The organism is Streptomyces sp. NBC_00572, from assembly GCF_026341815.1.
In the GTDB taxonomy this organism is placed as follows: Bacteria; Actinomycetota; Actinomycetes; order Streptomycetales; family Streptomycetaceae; genus Streptomyces.
Genome location: NZ_JAPENX010000001.1, coordinates 4,665,015 through 4,685,911, shown reverse-complemented (window position 1 = coordinate 4,685,911; position 20,897 = coordinate 4,665,015). Strand labels below are relative to the sequence as shown.

The window sequence follows — 20,897 nt, the reverse complement described above, 5'->3', positions numbered from 1 at the left end:
CGGTCTCCATGAACCCCTGCCCCCTGACCAGCCAGGTCGCCGTCTCTGTGCCACCGTCAATCTAGTGGCCCGGGGACGCCCCGGAGGGGTTTCACCCACCCGTGTGCCCGTGCACCTGCGGACATACACGGAGAGGCTGCCCAGGGGCGGGGAAACGGACCCGCCCCGCCCGCCCCAGGCACCACAACCGGGGCCCCATGTCCATCTCGGACAACGACACACCCCCCACCACTCCCGATCGGCGCATGCCTCCGCCCCTCCCCCGCGCCTAGCCTGCGGAGGAAACCCGCAAGTGCGTCCAGAACACCCCCAGGAGCCCCGCATGAACGCTGTCCCGCAGGAGCGGCGCATCGTCACCGCCATCCCCGGTCCGAAGTCGCAGGAGCTTCAGGCCCGCCGTCTCGACACGGTCGCCGGTGGCGTGGGCTCCACGCTCCCCGTCTTCACGAAGCGGGCCGGTGGCGGCATCATCGAGGACGTCGACGGCAACCGTCTGATCGACTTCGGTTCCGGCATCGCCGTGACCTCGGTCGGCGCCTCCGCCGAGGCCGTCGTGCGCCGCGCCTCCGCGCAGCTGCAGGACTTCACCCACACCTGTTTCATGGTGACGCCGTACGAGGGTTACGTGGAGGTCTGCGAGGCGCTCGCCGAGCTGACCCCGGGCGACCACGCCAAGAAGTCCGCGCTGTTCAACTCCGGCGCCGAGGCCGTCGAGAACGCCGTCAAGATCGCCCGCTCGTACACCAAGCGCCAGGCCGTCGTCGTCTTCGACCACGGCTACCACGGCCGTACGAACCTCACGATGGCGCTGACGTCGAAGAACATGCCGTACAAGCAGGGCTTCGGTCCGTTCGCCCCCGAGGTCTACCGCGTGCCGGTGGCCTACGGCTACCGCTGGCCCACCGGTGCCGAGAACTGCGGCCCCGAGGCCGCCGCCCAGGCGATCGACAACATCACCAAGCAGATCGGCGCCGACAACGTCGCCGCGATCATCATCGAGCCGGTCCTCGGCGAGGGCGGCTTCATCGAGCCGGCCAAGGGCTTCCTGCCGGCGATCGTGAAGTTCGCCAACGACAACGGCATCGTCTTCGTCGCCGACGAGATCCAGTCCGGCTTCTGCCGTACCGGCCAGTGGTTCGCGTGCGAGGACGAGGGCATCGTCCCGGACCTCATCACCACCGCCAAGGGCATCGCGGGCGGTCTGCCGCTCGCCGCCGTCACCGGCCGCGCCGAGATCATGGACTCCGTCCACGGCGGCGGTCTGGGCGGCACCTACGGCGGCAACCCGGTGGCCTGCGCCGGCGCGCTCGGCTCCATCGAGACCATGAAGGAGCTCGACCTCAACGCCAAGGCGAAGAACATCGAGTCCGTCATGAAGGCCCGCCTGACGGCGATGGCCGAGAAGTTCGACGCCATCGGTGACATCCGCGGCCGCGGCGCCATGATCGCCATCGAGCTGGTCAAGGACCGCGCGACCAAGGAGCCGAACCCGGAGGCCGCGGGCGCGCTCGCGAAGGCCTGCCACGCCGAGGGCGTGCTGGTCCTGACCTGTGGCACCTACGGCAACGTGCTGCGCTTCCTGCCGCCGCTGGTCATCGGCGACGACCTGCTCAACGAGGGCCTCGACGTCCTCGAGAGCGCGTTCGCCCAGATCTGATCCGAGATCGGATCCGATCACGGATCACGGATCACGAATCTGGATCCGAGATCCGATCGCAGATCCCGGATCCGATCGGCGATCTGACACCCCGTGTGAAGACTCTGTGGGGGGCCGATGGCGGGACGCGTTTCCTGCTGTCGGTCCCCCCTTCTCTGACGTACGGTTTCTGCAGATGAGAGAAACACCCCGGGCGGAGCCTCCCCAGCCCCGCCCACACCGTGCCGTCGCGCACACCCCTGGAGCCTCGTGCTCCGGAACTCCTCACCGATCGGACGGCCGCCCGCCCCACACCCCCCGGGGCGTGCGGCGATCCGATCCCCTCGGCCGCCCTGGAACCACCCCCCCTGTTCCAGGGCGGCCGGCTCTCTTCTCGGCGCTCGTCGCCCTCGTCGTCGTGACCTGGCAGGTGCTCGTCCACGGCCCCTTGGCCAGGCTCGACGAGCGGGTGTCCCGGGCCGTGGTGGACTCGGTCCCCCGGTCCCTCTCCGAACTCGCCTCCGACCTCGGCAACATGACCGTCGCCCTCCCCGTCCTCGCCTGCGCGATGGCGTACGCGGTGTGGCGCGGCCGAAGGATCGCCGCCCTGTACGCGGGCCTCGCGATGGCGCTCGTACCGCTCCTGGTGGTGCCCCTGAAGGAGTGGACGGCCCGCCCCGGCCCGCTGGAGCCCTGGGCCCACGGCTACTACCCCTCGGGCCACACGGCCACGGCGGCGGTCGCGTACTTCGGTGCCGCCTTCCTCGTCTCGAACCGGCTGATCCCGGTCGCCGCCCTCCTGACGGCGCTGACGGGAGCCGGGCTGATCCTGCGCGGCTTCCACTGGCCGCTGGACGTGCTGGCCTCGCTCGCCCTGTGCGTTCCCCTGATGACCTGGCCCGCCCTTGCGGCGCGGCGCGGGCCGGACCGGCTTCCCCCGCGTCCCGACTCCGACGGTCCTCTGTGACGGCGCCGGGCCGGAACCCCTGAGGGGTTCCGGCCCGGCTCTGTTCGGCGCGGCAGGTCGTCGCGCGAGGTCGTGTCCCAGGGGGTGCCTGGAACGCGCAGACCGTCAGCTCCAGCTGTAGGCGTCGAAGTTGTTCGAGAACTGCCACTGGTTGTAGCGGTCCCAGTTGATCGACCAGGTCATCAGGCCCCGCAGGGCGGGCCAGGTGCCGTGGGTCTGGTAAGTGCCGCAGTTGGTCTTCTTCGTCAGGCAGTCCAGGGCCTTGTTGACCTCGGCCGGGGTCGTGTGGCCGTTGCCCGCCTGGGTGGAGGCCGGGAGGCCGATCGCGACCTGGTCGGGGCGGAGGGCCGGGAAGACGCGGTCGGTGTTGCCCGCGACCGGGAAGCCGGTGAGCAGCATGTCGGTCATCGCGATGTGGAAGTCGGCGCCGCCCATCGAGTGGTACTGGTTGTCCAGGCCCATGATGGAGCCCGAGTTGTAGTCCTGGACGTGCAGCAGGGTGAGGTCGTCGCGCAGGGCGTGGATGACCGGCAGGTAGGCGCCGGCGCGCGGGTCCTGGCCACCCCAGGGGCCGGAGCCGTAGTACTGGTAGCCGAGTTGGACGAAGAAGGTCTCCGGGGCCATCGTCAGGACGAAGTTCTGGCCGTACTTGGCCTTGAGGGTCTTGACCGCCTGGATCAGGTTGACGACGACGGGGCTCGTCGGATTCCGGAAGTCGGTGTCGCCGGTCTGGAGCGACAGCGAGTGGCCCTCGAAGTCGATGTCGAGGCCGTCGAGACCGTACTCGTCGATGATCTTCGAGACGGAGGAGACGAACATGTCACGGGCGGCGGTGGTGGAGAGCTGCACCTGGCCGTTCTGGCCGCCGATGGAGATCAGGACCTTCTTGCCGGCGGCCTGCTTGGCCTTGATGGCCGCCTTGAAGTCGGCGACCGACTCGACGTTCGGACATTCCGTCGCCGGGCAGAGGCTGAAGCGGATGTCGCCGGAGGTCACCGAGGTCGGCTCGCCGAAGGCGAGGTTGATGACGTCCCAGGAGGCGGGGACGTCGGCCATCCGGGTGTAGCCGGAGCCGTTGGCGAAGCTGGCGTGGAGGTAGCCGACGAGGGCGTGCGCGGGCAGGCCGGGGTTGCCGCCCCCGCCGCCGCTGGTCGTCGTCGCGCTCACGGTGGCCGACTTCGGCGACTCGCCCGCGCTGTTCACGGCGCTGACCTGGAAGGTGTACGCGGTGGAGGCGGTGAGTCCGGTGACGGTGGCCGAGGTGCCGGTGACCGTCTGGACCTTGGTGGTGCCCCGGTAGACGTTGTACGAGGTGGCGCCGGAGACCGCGGACCAGGTCAGTGGCACGGTGGTGGAGGTCGGGGAGCCCGCCGCGAGGCCGGTGGGGGCGGCCGGGAGCTGCACCGGGTCGCCGCCGGGGCCGAAGAGGGAGAGGTCGTCGGCCTGGTAGGCGGGGGTGCCGTACCAGCCGTGGGTGTAGAGGGTGACCGAGGTGGTCGAGGCGCCCGTCGTGAACGTGGTCGCGAGCCGCTGCCAGTCGGGCGCGGAGCCGGTCCAGGTGGAGACGTCGGTGGTGCCCGTGCCGGAGGCGCCGAGGTAGACGTAGCTGCCGCGCACCCAACCGCTGAGCGTGTACGAGGAGTTGGGCTTGACGGCGACGGTCTGGGAGCAGCGGGCGTTGTCGCTGCCGGCGGGGGTCGCCTGGAGCGCCTTCGTACCGCTGTGGGTGGGGGTGGAGACGACGGCGCCGCTGCCGGCGGTGCAGGTCCAGCCGTCGAGGCCGGCCTCGAAGCCTCCATTGCGGGCGAGTTCGGCGTCGGCCGCCTGGGCGGCGGGGCCGAGTGCGGCGAGCCCTCCGGCGGCTAGGACGCCCGCGAGGAGCAGGGTGAGAGGTCTGGCGCGGTCCACAACTGCCTCCGGGGGTGGGGGAATCGAGGTGGGAGCGCGCCACAGCATGGTCCAGACCAATCGAGTGGTCAAGACCTCTGTATACGACGTCCGCACGGCGGACGGGCCGGTCCGCCCACCGTACGGACCACACCCTCTATGCCCCTCCTCCCGCCCGGCCGATCTGCCCCGCCGCCTCGTGCATCGCCATCTCCAGGAGCGCCGCGTCGGTGAGGGTGCCCGCGCCGTCCGGCGCCACCAGCCAGCGCACCCCGCCGGCGGCCCGGCCCGGGTAGGGGACGACGATCCAGGTCCCGGCGCCCGCGCCGCGGACTCCGGTGCCCAGCCAGCGGGTCGCGGTGCCCGGCGGGACGAAGAAACCCATCCGGGCGTCGCCGAAGTCGGCGAGGACCGGGCCCGGCCGGTCCACCAGGCGGGTCAGCACATCGAGCGTGGGGTAGCCGAGTTCCGCCGGCAGGATCAGGACGTCCCAGCGCCTGCCGGCGGGCAGCAGCGCGACCCCGTGCGGGTTGCGCTCCCACTCCCACCGGCAGGCGTCGGGATCGGGTGCGACCGAAACCAGCCACTCCACCGCACTCTTGGCGCCCGAGGCCCCCGTACCAGTCATCGCAGCGGTCTCCTTCCGTGTGGACACGCTGTCCGTACGGAGAGAGCGATTCGGTCGGCGACTCTTACGCGGTTTCAGCTACTGATCAGTTGTGATGTAGGTCACAGGAGAGGGGAGTGGGAAGAGGGCTCAGCTGTCGAAGCCGAGGCCCATCCGGTCCATCGCCTTCAGCCACAGATTGCGGCGGCCGCCGTTCTCGTCGGCGCGCGCCATCGCCCACTTGGTGATGCCGATTCCGGCCCAGGCGACCGGCTCGGGCGGGAACGGCAGCGGCTTGCGGCGGACCATCTCCAGCTCCGTGCGCTCGGTGCGCTCCCCCGCGAGCAGGTCGAGCATCACGTCCCCGCCGAAGCGGGTGGCGCCGACGCCGAGGCCGGTGAAGCCGGCCGCGTACGCCACCCTGCCCTGGTACGCCGTACCGAAGAAGGCCGAGAAGCGGGAGCAGGTGTCGATCGCGCCGCCCCAGGCGTGGCTGAAGCGCAGCCCCTCCAGCTGCGGGAAGCAGCGGAAGAAGTGCTCGGCGAGCTTGAGGTACGTCTCCGGGCGGTGGTCCATCTCGGCGCTGATCTTGCCGCCGAAGGGGTAGATCGCGTCGTAGCCGCCCCAGAGGATGCGGTGGTCGGCGGTGATCCGGAAGTAGTGGAACTGGTTGGCGGAGTCGCCGAGTCCCTGCCGGTTCTTCCAGCCGACGGAGGCGAGCTGCTCGGGGCTGAGCGGCTCGGTCATCAGGGCGTAGTCGTAGACCGGGACGGTGTACGAGCGGACGCGCTTGACGAGCGACGGGAAGACGTTGGTGCCGAGGGCGACCCGGCGGGCGAGGACCTTGCCGTACGGGGTGCGCACGCCCATGCCGGCGCCGACGGAGACCAGTTCGAGCCCCGGGGTGTTCTCGAAGATCCGGACGCCCAGGTCCTGGCAGGCGCGCTTCAGGCCCCAGGCCAGCTTGGCGGGGTTGAGCATGGCGACGCCGCGGCGGTCCCAGAGGCCGCCGAGGAAGGTCGGCGAGTCGACCTCGGCGCGGACCGCGTCCCGGTCGAGGAGTTCGAGACCGTCCGCGAGACCGAGCCGGTCGATCTCCTCGTACATCTCGTGGAGTTCGTCGACCTGGTACGGCTCGGTGGCCACGTCGATCTCGCCGGTGCGCTCGAAGTCGCAGTCCAGGGAGTAGCGGGCGACCGCCTCCTCGATGCCGTCGAGGTTGCGCTCGCCGAGCTCCTCCAGCTTCGGGAGCTCGCCCGGCCAGCGGGCGAGCCCGTTGCCGAAGCCGTGCGTGAGGGAGGCGGCACAGAAGCCTCCGTTGCGGCCCGAGGCGGCCCAGCCCACCTCGCGGCCTTCGATCAGTACGACATCCCGGGCGGGGTCGCGCTCCTTGGCGAGGAGCGCGGTCCACAGTCCGCTGTAACCGCCGCCGACCACGAGGAGATCGCACTTCTCGGTGCCGGTGAGGGCGGGCAGGGCGCCGGGCTTGCCGGGGTCTTCCAGCCAGAAGGGGACGGGCTGGGCGTCGGAGAGAGATTGTGCAGCGAGACGCATGGCGACTGGGGCCATGGTTTCCAACTCCTTCGGTGCCTGAGCGGCCTTCGCTCAGGCTGTTGCTGTCTTCTTGCGCCGGTTCGCGATGATCTGCCCGGCCACGACCATCAGTACCGCGAGGACGAACATCGCGGTGCCGATGACGTTGATCTGAACGGGGGTTCCGCGCTGCGCCGAGCCCCAGACGAACATGGGGAAGGTGACGGTGGAGCCCGCGTTGAAGTTGGTGATGATGAAGTCGTCGAACGAGAGCGCGAAGGCCAGCAGGGCGCCGGCGGCGATGCCGGGGGCCGCGATCGGCAGGGTCACGCGCAGGAAGGTCTGCGTCGGTCCCGCGTAGAGATCGCGCGCGGCTTCCTCCAGACGCGGGTCCATCGACATGACCCGGGCCTTGACCGCCGTCACGACGAACGACAGACAGAACATGATGTGGGCGATCAGGACCGTCCAGAAGCCCAGCTCGATCCCCATGTTGAGGAAGAGGGTGAGCAGCGAGGCGGCCATGACGACCTCGGGCATCGCCATCGGCAGGAAGATCAGCGAGTTGATCGCGCCGCGCGCCCGGAAGCGGTAGCGGACCAGCGCGAAGGCGATCATCGTGCCGAGGACGACCGCGCCGATCGTCGCCCAGGCGGCGAGCTGGAGCGAGAGCGAGAGCGACTCGCACATGTCGGCGACGCCGCAGGGGTCCTTCCAGGCGTCGAGCGAGAACCGCTGCCAGGAGTAGTTGAAGCGCCCGTTCGGCTTGTTGAACGAGAACACCATGACCACGACGTTCGGGACGATCATGTAGGCGAGCGTGAACAGGCCCGCCAGGACGACGAGGTTCTTTCGGAGCCAGCGCATCAGACCAGGTCCTCCGTTCCCGCCTTGCGGATGTAGAGGCTGACGATCACCAGGACGATCGCCATGAGGATGAAGGAGAGCGCGGCCGCCGTCGGGTAGTCGAGGACGCGGAGGAACTGCGACTGGATGACGTTTCCGATCATCTTGGTGTCGGTCGAGCCGAGCAGTTCGGCGTTGACGTAGTCGCCGCTCGCCGGGATGAAGGTGAGCAGCGTGCCGGAGACGACGCCGGGCATCGACAGCGGGAAGGTCACCTTGCGGAAGGTGGTGGACGGGGACGCGTAGAGGTCCTGCGCGGCCTCGTGCAGCCGGCCGTCGATCCGCTCCAGGGAGGTGTAGAGGGGCAGGATCATGAACGGCAGGTAGTTGTACGTGAGACCGCAGACCACCGCCATGGGGGTGGCGAGCACCCGCTCGCCGTCGGTCCAGCCGAGCCAGCTGGTCACGTCGAGGACGTGCAGGGCGTTCAGCAGGTCCACGACGATGCTGTCGTCGGCCAGGATCGTCTTCCACGCGAGCGTCCTGATGAGGAAGCTGGTGAAGAAGGGCGCGATGACGAGGACGAGGAGCAGGTTGCGCCAGCGGCCCGCCTTGAAGGCGATGAGGTACGCGAGCGGGTAGCCGAGCAGCAGGCAGAGCAGGGTCGCGGTGCCCGAGTACAGCACCGAGCGCAGGAGCTGCGGCCAGTACTCCGTGAAGGCGTCCACATAGGTCTGGAAGTGCCAGGTGACCTTGAAGCCCGCTTCCAGGCTGCCCTCCTGGACGGAGGTCGAGGCCTGGTAGACCATCGGCAGCGCGAAGAAGACGAGCAGCCAGATGATGCCGGGGAGCAGCAGCAGGTACGGGACGAGCCGCTTGCGGGTCGAAGGCTTGCGCAGAACCGGTTCCGCTATCGGAGGCGCTTCCTTCGTCAGCGTGGGAGTGCTCATCCGGCGTCCTCCACCGTCTCCACGCCCGCGTCGATGTCCTGGGCGGCGTCCAGCCCGAAGGTGTGCGCCGGGTTCCAGTGCAGGACGACCTCCGCGCCGGGGACCAGGCGGGTGTCGCGCTCGATGTTCTGCTCGTACACCTGGAGCTCCGCGCCCGCCGGCGAGTTCACCACGTACTGGGTGGAGACGCCGATGAAGGAGGAGTCGACGATCCGGCCGGTCACCCGGTTGCGGCCGTCGGCTATCGAGCCCGCGTCGTCGGCGTGCGCGAGCGAGATCTTCTCGGGGCGTACGCCCACGAGCACCTTGCCGCCCTGGCGGACGGCGGAGGTACAGCGGTCGCCGGGGACGCGGAGCTTGCCGCCGCCCGCCGTGACGAGCACGTCGGAACCGGTCTCCAGGACTTCGGCCTCGATGAGGTTGGAGGTGCCGAGGAAGTTGGCGACGAACGTGGTCTGCGGGTTCTCGTACAGGTCCGCCGGGTTGCCGAGCTGCTCGACGCGGCCGCCGTTCATCACCGCGACCTGGTCGGCCATCGTCATGGCCTCCTCCTGGTCGTGGGTGACGTGGACGAAGGTGATGCCGACCTCGGTCTGGATCCGCTTGAGCTCCAGCTGCATCTGGCGGCGCAGCTTGAGGTCGAGGGCGCCGAGCGGCTCGTCGAGGAGCAGCACCTGCGGGTGGTTGATGAGGGCGCGGGCGACGGCGACGCGCTGCTGCTGGCCGCCGGAGAGCTGGTGCGGCTTGTGCCGGGCCTTGTCGCCGAGCTGGACGAGCTCCAGCATGTCGTCGACCTGCTTCTTCACCGACTTGATGCCGCGGCGGCGCAGGCCGAAGGCGATGTTCTCGGTGATGTCCATGTGCGGGAAGAGCGCGTAGGACTGGAAGACGGTGTTGACCGGCCGCTTGTACGGCGGGAGGTCGGTGACGTCCTTGTCGCCGAGGAAGACGGTGCCGGTGCTGGGGTCCTCCAGGCCGGCGATCATCCGCAGGGTGGTGGTCTTGCCGCAGCCGGAGGCGCCGAGGAGGGCGAAGAAGGAGCCCTGAGGGACGGTCAGGTCGAGCGGGTGGACGGCGGTGAAGGAGCCGTACGTCTTGCTGATCCCGGTGAGACGGACGTCGCCGCCGCCCGCGTTCTTTCCAGTGTGAGCAGTCTTGTCAGTCATGGGTTGTGGTCCCAGGGGAGTGAGAGAGAGGTGGACGACGGGGGCCTCAGGCGCCGATGAGCTTGGCGAACTTCTCCTCGTACGCCGTCTCCTCCGCGCTGGTGAGCGAGCGGAAGGCGTGCGACTTCTTGGCCATGGCCTTGTCCGGGAGGATCAGCGTGTTGTTCGCGAGGTCGGGGTCGATCTTGGCCAGCTCGTCCTTCACCCCGTCGACGGGGCACACGTAGTTGATGTACGCGGCGAGCTGGGCGGCGACGGGAAGCTCGTAGTAGTAGTCGATGAGCTTCTCGGCGTTGGTCTTGTGCCGGGCCTGGGCGGGGACGAGCAGGTTGTCGCTGGAGGTGATGTAACCGGCGGACGGAATGGAGAACTTGATGTCCGGGTTGTCCGCCTGGAGCTGGATGATGTCGCCGGCCCAGGCGAGACAGGCGGCTATGTCGCCCTTGTCCAGGTCGGAGGTGTAGTCGTTGCCGGTGAAGCGGCGGATCTGCTTCTTGTCGACGCCCTTCTGGAGGCGTCCGATCGCCGCGTCGTAGTCGGCGTCGGTGAAGTCGCCCGGGTCCTTGCCGAGGTCGAGCAGGGTCATGCCGACGGAGTCGCGCATCTCGGTGAGGAAGCCGACCCGGCCCTTGAGCGAGGGGTCGTCCAGGAGCTGGGTGACCGAGTCGACCTTCTTTCCGCCGGTCGCCTTGACGTTGTACGCGATGACCGTGGAGATACCGGTCCACGGGTACGAGTAGGACCGGCCCGGGTCCCAGTCGGGGCGGCGGAACTGTGCGGACAGGTTCGCGTACGCGTTGGGGAGGTTGGCCGGGTCGAGCTTCTGGGCCCAGCCGAGCCGGATCAGCCGGGCGGCGAGCCAGTCGGTGACGCAGATCAGGTCGCGGCCGGTGTCCTGGCCGGCCGCGAGCTGCGGCTTGATCTTGCCGAAGAACTCGACGTTGTCGTTGATGTCCTCGGTGTACTTGACCTTGATCCCGGTGCGCTTCGCGAACGCCTCCAGGGTCGGGCGGGACTTCTCGTCCTCGCTGACGTCCATGTACTCGGTCCAGTTGGAGAAGGCGACGCTCTTCTCCTTGGCCGACACGTCGGTGGAGGCGGGCCCCTGGCCCTCCCGCTTGGCCGGCGGGATGCCACAGGCGCTCAACGACGCGAGGCCGCCGACGGTGAGCGCGCCGACACCGCCCGCGCGCAGCATCGAACGGCGGGTGAGGGCGCCCCGGCCACTGGTCAGACTGCGGCGTATCGCCGCCGTCTGCGCGGCGGACAGGCTGTCGGGCTCGTACTGCTCCATGCGCTGTGCCCTTTCGGGATGGTTACGCCGCCGGTCGGGCGGACGAGCTGCTATCGGTCCCCGAAGATCGTGCGGTGCCAGTCCTTCGCGGCGACCGCGGTGTTGTCGAACATCACGTGCTTGACCTGCGTGTACTCCTCGAAGGAGTACGCCGACATGTCCTTCCCGTAGCCCGATGCCTTGGTGCCGCCGTGGGGCATCTCGCTGATGATCGGGATGTGGTCGTTGACCCAGACACAGCCGGCCTTGATCTCCCGGGTGGCGCGGTTGGCCCGGTAGACGTCCCGGCTCCAGGCCGAGGCGGCCAGGCCGTACGGGGTGTCGTTGGCGAGCCGGATGCCCTCGTCGTCGCTGTCGAAGGGCAGGGCCACCAGGACCGGGCCGAAGATCTCCGACTGCACGACCTCGCTGTCCTGCGCGGCGCCGGTGATCAGGGTCGGACGATAGTACGCACCGTCCTTCAGGTCCCCGCCCGGGGCTTCACCGCCGGTGACGACGGTGGCGTAGCCGCGGGCGCGCTCGACGAAGGCGGCGACGCTGTCGCGGTGGCGGTGGCTGACGAGCGGGCCGAGGTCGGTCGCCGGGTCGAAGGGGTCGCCGAGCCGTACGGTCTCCATCAGTTCCGCAACGCGCGCGACGAAGGCGTCGAAGAGCGGGCGCTGGACGTACGCGCGCGTGGCGGCGGTGCAGTCCTGGCCGCTGTTGATGAGGGAGGCGGCGACGGCGCCGTGGGCGGCGGCCTCCAGGTCGGCGTCGTCGAAGACCACGAAGGGTGCCTTGCCGCCGAGTTCGAGGTGGAGGCGCTTGACGGTGGCGGTGGCGATCTCGGCGACCCGCTTGCCGACGGGGGTGGAGCCGGTGAAGGAGGTCATGACGACGTCGGGGTGGCCGACGAGGTGTTCGCCGACGGTCCGCCCGGCGCCGTTGACGATGTTGACGACACCGTCGGGGATGCCGGCCTCCTTCGCCGCCTGCGCGAACATCAGGGAGGTCAGCGGGGTGAGCTCGGCGGGCTTGAGGACGATCGTGTTGCCGGCGGCGATGGCCGGGAGGATCTTCCAGGCGGCCATCTGGAGCGGGTAGTTCCAGGGGGCGATGGAGCCGACGACACCGAGGGGTTCGCGGCGGATGTACGAGGTGTGGTCGCCGCTGTACTCGGCGGCCGACTGGCCCTGGAGGTGGCGGGCGGCCCCCGCGAAGAAGGCGGTGTTGTCGACCGTGCCGGGTACGTCGAACTCGGTGGTGAGCTTGAGGGGCTTGCCGCACTGGAGCGACTCGACCCGGGCGAAGTCGTCCGCCCACTCGGCGAGGACGCCCGCGAAGCGGTGCAGGGCGTCGGAGCGCTCACCGGGGGTCGCGCCCGCCCAGCCGGGGAACGCGGCCTTGGCGGCGGCGACGGCCTCGTCCACGTCGGCGGTGGAGGCGAGGGTGTAGGTGTACACGCTCTCCCCGGTCGCCGGATCGATCACGCTGTGTTCCTGACCGGAGGTTCCGGCCCGGAGCCGCCCGCCGATGTACTGTGCGCCGTCCGCGAAGCGGTCCGTCACCTGGAAGCGGTTGCCCATGACGCTCTCCGTTGTCCCAGCTCGATTTGAGTGCCGATCCTGACAGAGTGATGATGGCCCAACAAGTGATTCCGTTGTTGCCTTTTGGTTACGCGACGGAATCGGTCGACCATGTGTCGAGGTGGCCGGAAAATCTCCGTACGGAGTGTCCGTGGCGAATGCCACACTCGCATGCATGAGCGCGATCGAGGCACTGACACAGCAGGTCAGCAGGGGTGACCGAGTGAAGTGGCTGCACTTCTGGGGCCACCGTCCGCACCCCGACGGGCGCCTCTCGGCGAGCTGCCTGAGCCAGTGGTGGCCGGCCCCCTTCGTGGTCGACGGCGTGTCGTACGCGACGGCCGAGCACTGGATGATGGCGGCCAAGGCCCGGCTCTTCGGGGACGCCGAGGCGGAGCGCGCCGCGCTGTCCGCCCGTACCCCGGCGGAGGCCAAGAAGGCGGGCCGCCTGGTGCGGGGCTTCGACGACACGGTGTGGGCGCGGGAGCGCTTCGGGATCGTCGTCGAGGGCAGCGTCCACAAGTTCTCCTCGGACGAGGCCCTGCGCGCCTACCTCCTCGGCACGCACGGCCGGGTCCTCGTGGAGGCCAGCCCGCTGGACCGCGTCTGGGGCATCGGCCTCGCGGCCGACGACCCCCGCGCCCACGACCCCGCCCGCTGGCGCGGCGACAACCTCCTGGGCTTCGCCCTGATGGAGGCACGGGAGCGACTGCTCGCCGGCGCATGAGAAGGATCCCGAGGGACGCCGAGGGCCCCGCACCTCACGAGGTGCGGGGCCCTGTCGTGCGCGTCGCTCAGCGGCTGCCCTCGACCTCCAGGACCGACGCGAACGGGTCGTTGTAACCCTCCTCGAAGGAGGAGGAGTCCTGACTGGCCGCCCAGATGAGGAAGCCCAGGAAGACGGCGCTGATCAGGAGGCCGATCACGCCGAGCACGACACCCGCGACCGCCATGCCCCGGTTGGTCGCCTCGCCCCGGCCGGCCTTCTTCAGTCCGATGATGCCGAAGATCAGCGCCAGGATGCCCAGGATCGTGCCCACGCCCCACATGCAGAAGCCCGCCACCGAGATGATGCCGAGCACCATCGCGGCCGTGCCCATGCCGTTGGACGGGGACTGCTGCCAGCCGGGCTGGCCGCCGTAGCCGCCGGCCGCCGGGTATCCGGAGTAGCCGTAGCCGGAGGGTGCCGGGGCGACCGGCGCCGGGGTCGGGGCCGTCGGGTAGCCGTACCCGCCGGAGGCGTTCGCCGCCGGGTAGCCGTACGCGCCGGGCGTGGCCGCCGGGCCGCCGGGTGCCACCGGTGGCGGCGGTACCTCGCCGGGGCCGGGCGACGCGAGCGGAACGGACGTGACGGTCTGCTGGTCGTGCACCGGCGAGGGCGACGGAGTCGCCGGCTTGCTCAGTTCCACCCCGTCACGGTTCGGCGGAGCCCACGGGTCCGTCGGGTCGTATCCGCCCCGCGACTGGTCTTGGTTGTCAGACATGGGCCTCCCCCATCATGGTTCCGCCATGCTACGGCCTCCCCCTTGAGGGGGAACCGTCCGGCCTACGATGACGGGATGACCGACCTCCATCCCTTCATCGCGGGCCTTCCCAAGGCCGAGCTGCACGTCCACCACGTGGGCTCCGCCTCGCCCCGGATCGTCGCCGAGCTCGCCGCCCGGCACCCCGACTCCAAGGTCCCCACGGACCCGGAGGCGCTGACCGACTACTTCTCGTTCACCGACTTCGCGCACTTCATCGACGTCTATCTGTCGGTCGTCGACCTGGTCCGCACCCCCGAGGACGTCCGGCTGCTGACCTTCGAGGTCGCCCGTGACATGGCCCGGCAGAACATCCGGTACGCCGAGCTGACCATCACCCCCTACTCCTCCACCCGCCGGGGCATCGAGGAGCGCGCCTTCATGGCGGCCATCGAGGACGCCCGCAAGGCGGCCGAGGCCGAGTTCGGCACGATCCTGCGCTGGTGCTTCGACATCCCGGGCGAGGCCGGCCTGGTCTCCGCCGAGGAGACCGCGCGCCTCGCCACCACCGACGGGATCCGCCCCGAGGGCCTCGTCTCCTTCGGCCTCGGCGGCCCGGAGATCGGTGTGCCGCGTCCGCAGTTCAAGCCGTTCTTCGACCGGGCGCGGGCGGCCGGTCTGCGCTCCGTCCCGCACGCGGGCGAGACGACCGGCCCGCAGACGATCTGGGACGCGATCAACGACCTGGGCGCCGAGCGCATCGGCCACGGCACCAGCTCGGTCCAGGACCCGGCGCTCCTCGCGCACCTGGCGGAGCACCGGATCGCCCTGGAGGTCTGCCCGACCTCGAACATCGCCACCCGGGCCGTCGCCACCCTGGACGAGCACCCGATCCGGCAGATGGTCGACGCCGGAGTCCTCGTCACGATCAACAGCGACGACCCGCCGATGTTCGGCACCGACCTCAACAACGAGTACGCGGTCGCCGCCCGGCTCCTCGGCCTCGACGAGCGCGGTGTCGCCTCCCTCGCGAAGAACGCGGTGGAGGCCTCCTTCCTCGACCCGGCCGGGAAAGCCCGGATCGCCGCCGAGATCGACACGTACACCGACAACTGGCTCGCGCGCTGACGACGGCGAGAATGGGGCCATGGACTCCGACACCGCCATGGACCCGACCGCCGTCGTGAAAGCCGCGAGGGCCAGGGGCCCCGTCACCGTCGTGGCCCATCGCGGCGACCCGTACCGCGTCCGCGAGAACACGCTCCGCTCGATCGCCTCGGCGATCGAGCGGGGTGCGGACGCCGTCGAGATCGACGTACGGCTGACGAAGGACGGGGTGCCCGTCCTCCTCCACGACGACACCCTGAAGCGCCTGTGGGGCCACGACCGGCCGCTCTCCGCGCTCTCGTACGAGCAGCTCACCGAGCTGACGTACGGCGGGGTCCCGACGCTGCGCGAGGCGCTGCTCACCGCCGGCGAGAAGCGGCTGATGCTGGACCTGCCCGGCGGCGACGAGAACTCGGTCCGCACCATCGTCCGTACGGTCCGCGAGTGCGGCGCCGGGGAGCGGGTGTACTACTGCGCCGGGGGCGTCGCCATGCTCCAGGTGCGGGCCGCCGACCCGGCCGCCGAGATCGCCCTGACCTGGACGTCGCTCGCCCCGCCCCGCGCGGTGCTGCTCGAAGCGGTCCGTCCCCGGTGGCTCAACTACCGCTTCGGCCTGGTGAGTCGGGAGCTGACCGACCGCGTGCACAAGGACGGACTGCTCGTCTCGGCCTGGACCGCGGACACCTCGCGCACCATGCGTAAGCTGATCAAGAACGGGGTCGACTCGATCACCACGAACCGGGTCGACGCACTCGCCACCGTCCTGCGAAAGGCCCAGGCATGAACGACCGGATCCGGACCGACATCGCCCACAACGCCCGGGTGTGGAACTACTGGCTGGGCGGCAAGGACAACTATCCGGTCGACCGCGCGGTCGGCGACCAGGTCACCGGCTTCTACCCGAGCATCGGCGAAGTGGCCCGCGCGGACCGGGCGTTCCTCGGCCGCACCGTGACCCATCTCGCCGCCGAGGCGGGCGTCCGCCAGTTCCTCGACATCGGTACGGGCCTGCCGACCGCCGACAACACCCACGAGGTCGCCCAGCGGACCGCGCCCGACGCCCGGATCGTCTACGTCGACAACGACCCGATCGTCCTCACCCATGCCCGTGCGCTCCTGACCAGCGCGCCGGAGGGGGTCACCGAGTACGTGGACGCCGACGCCCACGACCCGGAGAAGATCCTGGCGGCGGCCGGCGCGACGCTCGACCTGTCGCGGCCGGTCGCGGTGATGATGCTCGGCATCCTCAACTTCGTCCTGGACACCGACGAGGCGCGGTCGATCGTCCGCACCCTGATGGCCGCCGTCCCCTCCGGCAGCTATCTGGTCCTCACCCACCCCACTCTGGAGCCGGAGCTCGGCGGCGAGGGCAACAAGGCCGCGATGGCCTTCTGGAACGAGAACGCCACCCCGCCGATCACCGCCCGCAGCCGCGCCGAGTTCGCCTCCTTCTTCGAGGGCCTCGACCTCCTGGAGCCCGGCATCGTCTCCTGCGCGAGCTGGCGCCCCGCCTCCGAAGAGGCGTACACGGTGGCGCAGTTCGGCGCGGTGGGCCGCAAGCCGTAATGGGCATACGGGGGGACGTACGCGGCCGGTGGGAGCGGGCGCGCACCTGGGGCGCGGCGAACCCGTGGGCGGTGGACCTGGGGATCGCGCTGCTCGTCCAGGCGGCGATGACCATGCCGTTCGTGGTGCCGCGCGGGCCGGAGCTCGAACCGGCGACCTGGCCCGCGTACGGACTGACCACGCTCACGGTGCTCCCGCTCGTCTGGCGGCGGCGCGCGCCCCTCGCCGTGCTCCTGGCGATCCTGGCGACGAGCGCGCTGTACAAGCTGGCGCTCGAAGGACCGGGGCAGCCGCTGCCGTACACCGGGCTCGTCGTCGTCTACACGATCGCGCTGCTCTCGCCGGCGTGGAAACGGCTCGCGACGGCGGGACTCCTGGTCGTCGCGGTGCCGGCCTCGGTGTGGCTCAACACCCAGTCGGCCCGCGAACTGACCTTCTCCCTCTTCGTGTTCGGCGCCGCCTATGTCTTCGGGCGCCTCCAGGACGCCCGGCAGCGGGCCCATCTCGTCGAGGCCGAGCGGGCCGCCGCACGTGAACGGGCCAGGATCGCGCGGGAGATGCACGACATCCTGTCGCACGCGGTGAGCCTGATGGTCGTGCAGGCGGAGGCGGGCCCGGTGGCGGTCCGGGCGGCGCCCGAGCGCGCCGAGGCGGCGTTCGAGGCGATCTCGGAGACGGGCCGCGAGGCGATGACACAGCTGCGGCAGATGCTGGGGCTGCTGCGGGAGGGTTCCGAGGGTGCGGCGCCCCGCGAGCCGCAGCCGGACCTCGCCGAACTCCCCGGGCTGGTGCAGCGGGTGAAGGCCAGCGGCCTGGAGGTGGAGTACACGACGGAGGGCGGGGTACGGGCGCTGCCCGCGGCGACCGGCGCCGGCGTCTACCGGATCGTCCAGGAGGCGCTGACGAACGTCGTCAAGCACGCGGACGCCCGCACGGCCGACGTCCGGCTCGTCCACGCGGACGGCGTCCTGCGGATCACGGTGACGGACGACGGCCGCGGGCCCGGACCGGGGGCGGCCGCCCGCGGCTCCGGCGGCCACGGGCTGACCGGCATCCGAGAGCGGGCCGCCGCGCACGGCGGGACGGCGACGACCGGACCGGGTCCGGGCGGCCGGGGGTTCGAGGTGCGGGTCCTGCTCCCCGTACCCGCGACGACGAAGGTGGGGACATGACGACGATCCGGGTGGTGGTCGCGGACGACCAGGAACTGGTCCGCAGCGGTTTCGCGATGATCCTGGACGCGCAGCCGGACATCGAGGTGGTGGCGGAGGCCGGGGACGGCGCGGAGGCGATCGAGGCGGTGCGCCGGCACGCGCCCGACGTGGCGCTGCTGGACATCCGGATGCCCCGCACCGACGGCATCGAGGCCTGCCGGGCGATCAGCGCGGAGTCGGCCTGCCGGACGGTGATCCTGACGACCTTCGACACCGACGCGTACGTGTACGAGGCGCTGCACGCGGGCGCGAGCGGTTTCCTCCTCAAGGACGTACGACGGGACGACCTGGTGCACGCGGTACGGGTGGTGGCGGGGGGCGACTCGCTCCTCGCGCCGTCCGTGGCGCGCCGTCTCGTGGAGCAGTACACGGCGGGCGGACCCCGCAGGACGGCCCAGGGACCCGACCCCCGTCTGGACGTGCTGACGGGCCGGGAGCGGGAGACGCTCCTCCTGCTCGCCCGCGGTCTGTCCAACGCGGAGATCGCGGCGGAGCTGGTGGTCAGCGACCACACGGTGAAGACCCACGTGGGCCATGTGCTCGCCAAACTGGGGCTGCGCGACCGCATCCAGGCGGTGATCTGCGCGTACGAGACGGGGCTGGTCGCGGCGGGCTCTCCCCCGCCCGGGGGAGACGGGGGACGGGGTTCCTCCCCCGCGTCGGCGAGGAACTGACCGGCGCAAGACCGCCGGTGCGGGCGATCCGCGGATCGCCGCAGGTCAGCAGGATGGAGCCATCGAGAACAACGGCTCACACCAATGGAGTTGACCATGAGGAAGTCCACCCGCGCGCTGCTCGCCGCCGCCCTGGTCCTGGGCGTCGCGGCGGGCCCGGCCCTGTCCCCGGCCTTCGCGACGGCCGTCCCGTCGAGCAGCACCCGGGCGGCCGACTCGGCCCTGGAGAAGGCCATCGCGGGTCTCCCCCGCGCCGACGCCACGGCCGCTCTCGTCCGCGTCGGCGGCACCGAGGGCTCCTGGCAGGGCAGTTCCGGTGTCCACGACCTGGAGTCCGGCGCCCCGGCGAACCCGGCCGCCCGCTTCCGGGCGGGTTCGGTGACGAAGGTGTTCACGGCGGCGACCGTCCTCCAGCTGGCCGCCGAGGGGCGGATCGACCTGGACCGCACGGCCCGCTCGTACCTGCCGGAGCTGATCCCCGGCCGGTACGCCACGGTGACCGTCCGCCAGCTCCTGAACCACACCCACGGCATCCCGGCCCCGGACTTCCCGGGCGAGACCGTGGAGGAGTGGTACGCGCACCGCTTCGACGTGCACACCCCGGAGGGGATGGTCCGCTCGGCGACGGCGAAGCCCCGGGAGTTCCGGCCCGGTACCCGGCAGCACTACCTGAACATCGGGTACACGGTCGCCGGACTGATCGTCGAGCGGGTCACGGGCGACTCGTACGAGCACCAGGTGGAGCGGCGGATCCTGCGCCCGCTCGGCCTGCGGGACACCTACTCCCCCGGCAAGGCCGCGGGAATCACCGGGCCGTACAACCACGGCTACCAGACCATGCTGCTCGACGACGGGACGACGGGGCTGCGCGACGTCTCCGTCTGGAGGGCGACGGACGGCTGGGCGGCCGGGGACATCATCTCGACCACCGCCGATCTGGAACGGTTCACCCGGGAGCTGTTCGCGGGCCGGGTGGTGCGCGGACCGCTCCTGGAGGAGATGTTCACCCTGCCGAAGGTGCCGGACGCGAAGACCGGCGCCCCGGCCGCCTATGCGGCCGGCCTGTCGATGAAGCGGCTCGGCGGGCGCGAGGTGTGGGGCAAGACGGGCGGCCGCTGGGGCTACAACACGGCCATCGCCTCGACCCGCGACGGCGCGCGCACCCTCGTCTACAGCGTCAACTCCACCGACGCGAAGGGCCAGGACATGAACCGGACCGCGCTGAACGTGATGGTGGCGACGTACGGTCTGCCGGACTAGGCAGGTGCGGCCACCGGTGCGACCGCGGCCGTCTCGGCCTCAAGCCGCTTGATCATCCGGCGGACGTGGTGCAGCGGCAGGATCCCGATGGCGCCGAAGGACATGTCGATGACCGACCACCAGAAGGGGATGTCCCGGATCGGGCCGCAGATCAGGGCGAGCGGGATGATGCCGACGCAGGCGATCATGCCGAACTCGACGACCCAGATGTTGCGGACGGGGTCGCGGTAGGCCCCGTAGAAGGCGACCGCGATGACGAGGTGGGCGAAGGCCAGCCAGTCGGTGCCGTAGAGCAGGTACGGGGCCTGCTCGTCGGCGTCCTCGATCCCGCCGCGCACTCGGTCGATCCACTCGGCGAGCCCGGGGAAGAGGTCTGCCACGGGCGCCGCCCAGCCGTCCAGCGAGGAGTCGAGCAGCCGGAGTTCGGTGACGAGCGGGAAGGCGGTGGCCCCGCTCAGGACCAGGCAGACGACGAAGACGATCAGCCAGACGCGGATGCGCTTGAGAAGGGCTCTCGGCCCGTTCGTGTCGCTCATGGGGCCAGCGTACGCCCCTCTTGAACGTGTTCAGAAACGGGGTTCCGGTCGACGGCCCACCATGTGCGGCGCCGGTCGGCGCCCCGCCATGTGCGGTGCCAGTCGACGCCCCACCGCGTGGGCGACGACGGTCGCGCCCGCCGCCACCCCCAGGCCCGTGACCACGTCCCGGAGCCCGGTCGGGCGGAGCACCCCCGCGCGGCGCAGCCGGCCGCGCGCCCAGAGGGTGAAGGGGATGACCACGAGCGGCGAGGTGACGGAGCCGGGGGTCACCCCCCGCACGGCGGCGGCCTGGGCGAGGTGGACGAGGGCGTGCAGGCCGAAGCCGTTCAACGCCCCCTGGTAGAAGGCGGACCGGCCGCCGGAGCGTGCCCCGGCCACGGCGGCGGCGCCGACGACGGTCGCCATCACCCCGACGGCGAGAGCGAATTCACGCTCGTCGACGGACTCGGCGGCCTTCCACACCGCCTCCGGCACCCCGGGGAAGCGCTCGCGCAGCAGGGGCAGGTTCTCCCGCAGCCATCGCGGCCCGAAGGCCAGTTCCTCGGTGTCGTGGACGGCCCAGGCGAGGAACAGCCCATACCCGACGAGCGGGTTCACGTTCGATGTGGTCACATCCGGCTCAA

The 20,897-nt window shown here is 70.8% G+C and carries 20 protein-coding genes; 9 read left to right on the top strand and 11 right to left on the bottom strand.

Annotated features, from left to right (window positions below):
- Positions 1-322 precede the first annotated feature (322 nt).
- Both gabT and OG514_RS21790 read left to right on the top strand, forming a co-directional pair.
- A complete protein-coding gene (gabT, locus tag OG514_RS21795; protein WP_266897252.1) occupies positions 323-1,657 on the top strand; it encodes a 4-aminobutyrate--2-oxoglutarate transaminase in 1,335 nt (444 codons plus the stop codon).
- Positions 1,658-1,832: 175 nt separating this feature from the next.
- The gene (locus OG514_RS21790; RefSeq protein ID WP_266897250.1) at positions 1,833-2,603 is read left to right on the top strand and encodes a phosphatase PAP2 family protein; all 771 of its coding nucleotides are present in this window, start codon (positions 1,833-1,835) and stop codon (positions 2,601-2,603) included.
- Positions 2,604-2,708: 105 nt separating this feature from the next.
- Here OG514_RS21790 and OG514_RS21785 read toward each other — a convergent pair whose 3' ends face one another.
- The 8 genes from OG514_RS21785 to OG514_RS21750 form a co-directional block, all read right to left on the bottom strand.
- Entirely contained in the window at positions 2,709-4,559 is a 1,851-nt protein-coding gene (locus tag OG514_RS21785) for a chitinase (protein WP_266900920.1), read from the bottom strand.
- Positions 4,560-4,647: 88 nt separating this feature from the next.
- Positions 4,648-5,118 (bottom strand): hypothetical protein, encoded by a 471-nt coding sequence (locus OG514_RS21780; RefSeq protein WP_266897248.1) that lies wholly within the window; start codon positions 5,116-5,118, stop codon positions 4,648-4,650.
- 129 nt (positions 5,119-5,247) lie between these two features.
- Complete coding sequence (locus tag OG514_RS21775; RefSeq protein ID WP_266897246.1) at positions 5,248-6,666, bottom strand: FAD-binding oxidoreductase; 1,419 nt, start codon at positions 6,664-6,666, stop codon at positions 5,248-5,250.
- Between the two features lie 36 nt (positions 6,667-6,702).
- Positions 6,703-7,497 (bottom strand): ABC transporter permease, encoded by a 795-nt coding sequence (locus OG514_RS21770; RefSeq protein WP_266897244.1) that lies wholly within the window; start codon positions 7,495-7,497, stop codon positions 6,703-6,705.
- The gene (locus tag OG514_RS21765; RefSeq protein WP_266897242.1) at positions 7,497-8,426 is read right to left on the bottom strand and encodes an ABC transporter permease; all 930 of its coding nucleotides are present in this window, start codon (positions 8,424-8,426) and stop codon (positions 7,497-7,499) included. Before OG514_RS21765 ends, OG514_RS21770 begins: the two co-directional genes overlap by 1 nt.
- Entirely contained in the window at positions 8,423-9,592 is a 1,170-nt protein-coding gene (locus OG514_RS21760; RefSeq protein WP_266897240.1) for an ABC transporter ATP-binding protein, read from the bottom strand. The genes OG514_RS21765 and OG514_RS21760 overlap by 4 nt, the downstream gene beginning before the upstream one ends.
- Positions 9,593-9,638: 46 nt before the next feature.
- Positions 9,639-10,886: a PotD/PotF family extracellular solute-binding protein gene (locus tag OG514_RS21755; RefSeq protein WP_266897238.1), complete on the bottom strand. Its 1,248-nt coding sequence runs from the start codon at positions 10,884-10,886 to the stop codon at positions 9,639-9,641.
- 50 nt (positions 10,887-10,936) lie between these two features.
- The gene (locus OG514_RS21750) at positions 10,937-12,451 is read right to left on the bottom strand and encodes a gamma-aminobutyraldehyde dehydrogenase (protein WP_266897236.1); all 1,515 of its coding nucleotides are present in this window, start codon (positions 12,449-12,451) and stop codon (positions 10,937-10,939) included.
- A 175-nt stretch (positions 12,452-12,626) separates the two neighbouring features.
- On the opposite strand from OG514_RS21750, the gene OG514_RS21745 reads away from it, so the two are divergent.
- Complete coding sequence (locus OG514_RS21745) at positions 12,627-13,178, top strand: NADAR family protein (RefSeq protein WP_266897234.1); 552 nt, start codon at positions 12,627-12,629, stop codon at positions 13,176-13,178.
- Between the two features lie 67 nt (positions 13,179-13,245).
- Here the strand turns inward: OG514_RS21745 and OG514_RS21740 are convergent, their stop codons facing one another.
- Positions 13,246-13,935, bottom strand: a complete 690-nt coding sequence (locus OG514_RS21740; protein ID WP_266897232.1) for a DUF4190 domain-containing protein — start codon at positions 13,933-13,935, stop codon at positions 13,246-13,248.
- Positions 13,936-14,010: 75 nt separating this feature from the next.
- On the opposite strand from OG514_RS21740, the gene OG514_RS21735 reads away from it, so the two are divergent.
- The 6 genes from OG514_RS21735 to OG514_RS21710 all read left to right on the top strand — a co-directional run bounded on the left by OG514_RS21735 (position 14,011) and on the right by OG514_RS21710 (position 19,735).
- Positions 14,011-15,042, top strand: a complete 1,032-nt coding sequence (locus tag OG514_RS21735; RefSeq protein ID WP_266897230.1) for an adenosine deaminase — start codon at positions 14,011-14,013, stop codon at positions 15,040-15,042.
- Between the two features lie 37 nt (positions 15,043-15,079).
- Positions 15,080-15,805, top strand: a complete 726-nt coding sequence (locus tag OG514_RS21730; protein ID WP_266900919.1) for a glycerophosphodiester phosphodiesterase — start codon at positions 15,080-15,082, stop codon at positions 15,803-15,805.
- Entirely contained in the window at positions 15,802-16,587 is a 786-nt protein-coding gene (locus OG514_RS21725) for an SAM-dependent methyltransferase (protein WP_266897228.1), read from the top strand. Before OG514_RS21730 ends, OG514_RS21725 begins: the two co-directional genes overlap by 4 nt.
- Positions 16,587-17,759 carry a sensor histidine kinase gene (locus OG514_RS21720; protein WP_266897226.1) on the top strand — a complete coding sequence of 391 codons (1,173 nt, stop codon included), beginning with the start codon at positions 16,587-16,589 and terminating at the stop codon, positions 17,757-17,759. Before OG514_RS21725 ends, OG514_RS21720 begins: the two co-directional genes overlap by 1 nt.
- The gene (locus OG514_RS21715; protein ID WP_266897224.1) at positions 17,756-18,475 is read left to right on the top strand and encodes a response regulator transcription factor; all 720 of its coding nucleotides are present in this window, start codon (positions 17,756-17,758) and stop codon (positions 18,473-18,475) included. Before OG514_RS21720 ends, OG514_RS21715 begins: the two co-directional genes overlap by 4 nt.
- Before the next feature lie 96 nt (positions 18,476-18,571).
- Positions 18,572-19,735 carry a serine hydrolase gene (locus tag OG514_RS21710; RefSeq protein ID WP_266897222.1) on the top strand — a complete coding sequence of 388 codons (1,164 nt, stop codon included), beginning with the start codon at positions 18,572-18,574 and terminating at the stop codon, positions 19,733-19,735.
- Here the strand turns inward: OG514_RS21710 and OG514_RS21705 are convergent.
- Positions 19,732-20,271 (bottom strand): hypothetical protein, encoded by a 540-nt coding sequence (locus OG514_RS21705; protein ID WP_266897220.1) that lies wholly within the window; start codon positions 20,269-20,271, stop codon positions 19,732-19,734. The two genes, OG514_RS21710 and OG514_RS21705, sit on opposite strands and share 4 nt — an antisense overlap.
- Positions 20,272-20,301: 30 nt before the next feature.
- Positions 20,302-20,886, bottom strand: a complete 585-nt coding sequence (locus tag OG514_RS21700; protein WP_266897218.1) for an HXXEE domain-containing protein — start codon at positions 20,884-20,886, stop codon at positions 20,302-20,304.
- Between the last annotated feature and the right edge of the window lie 11 nt (positions 20,887-20,897).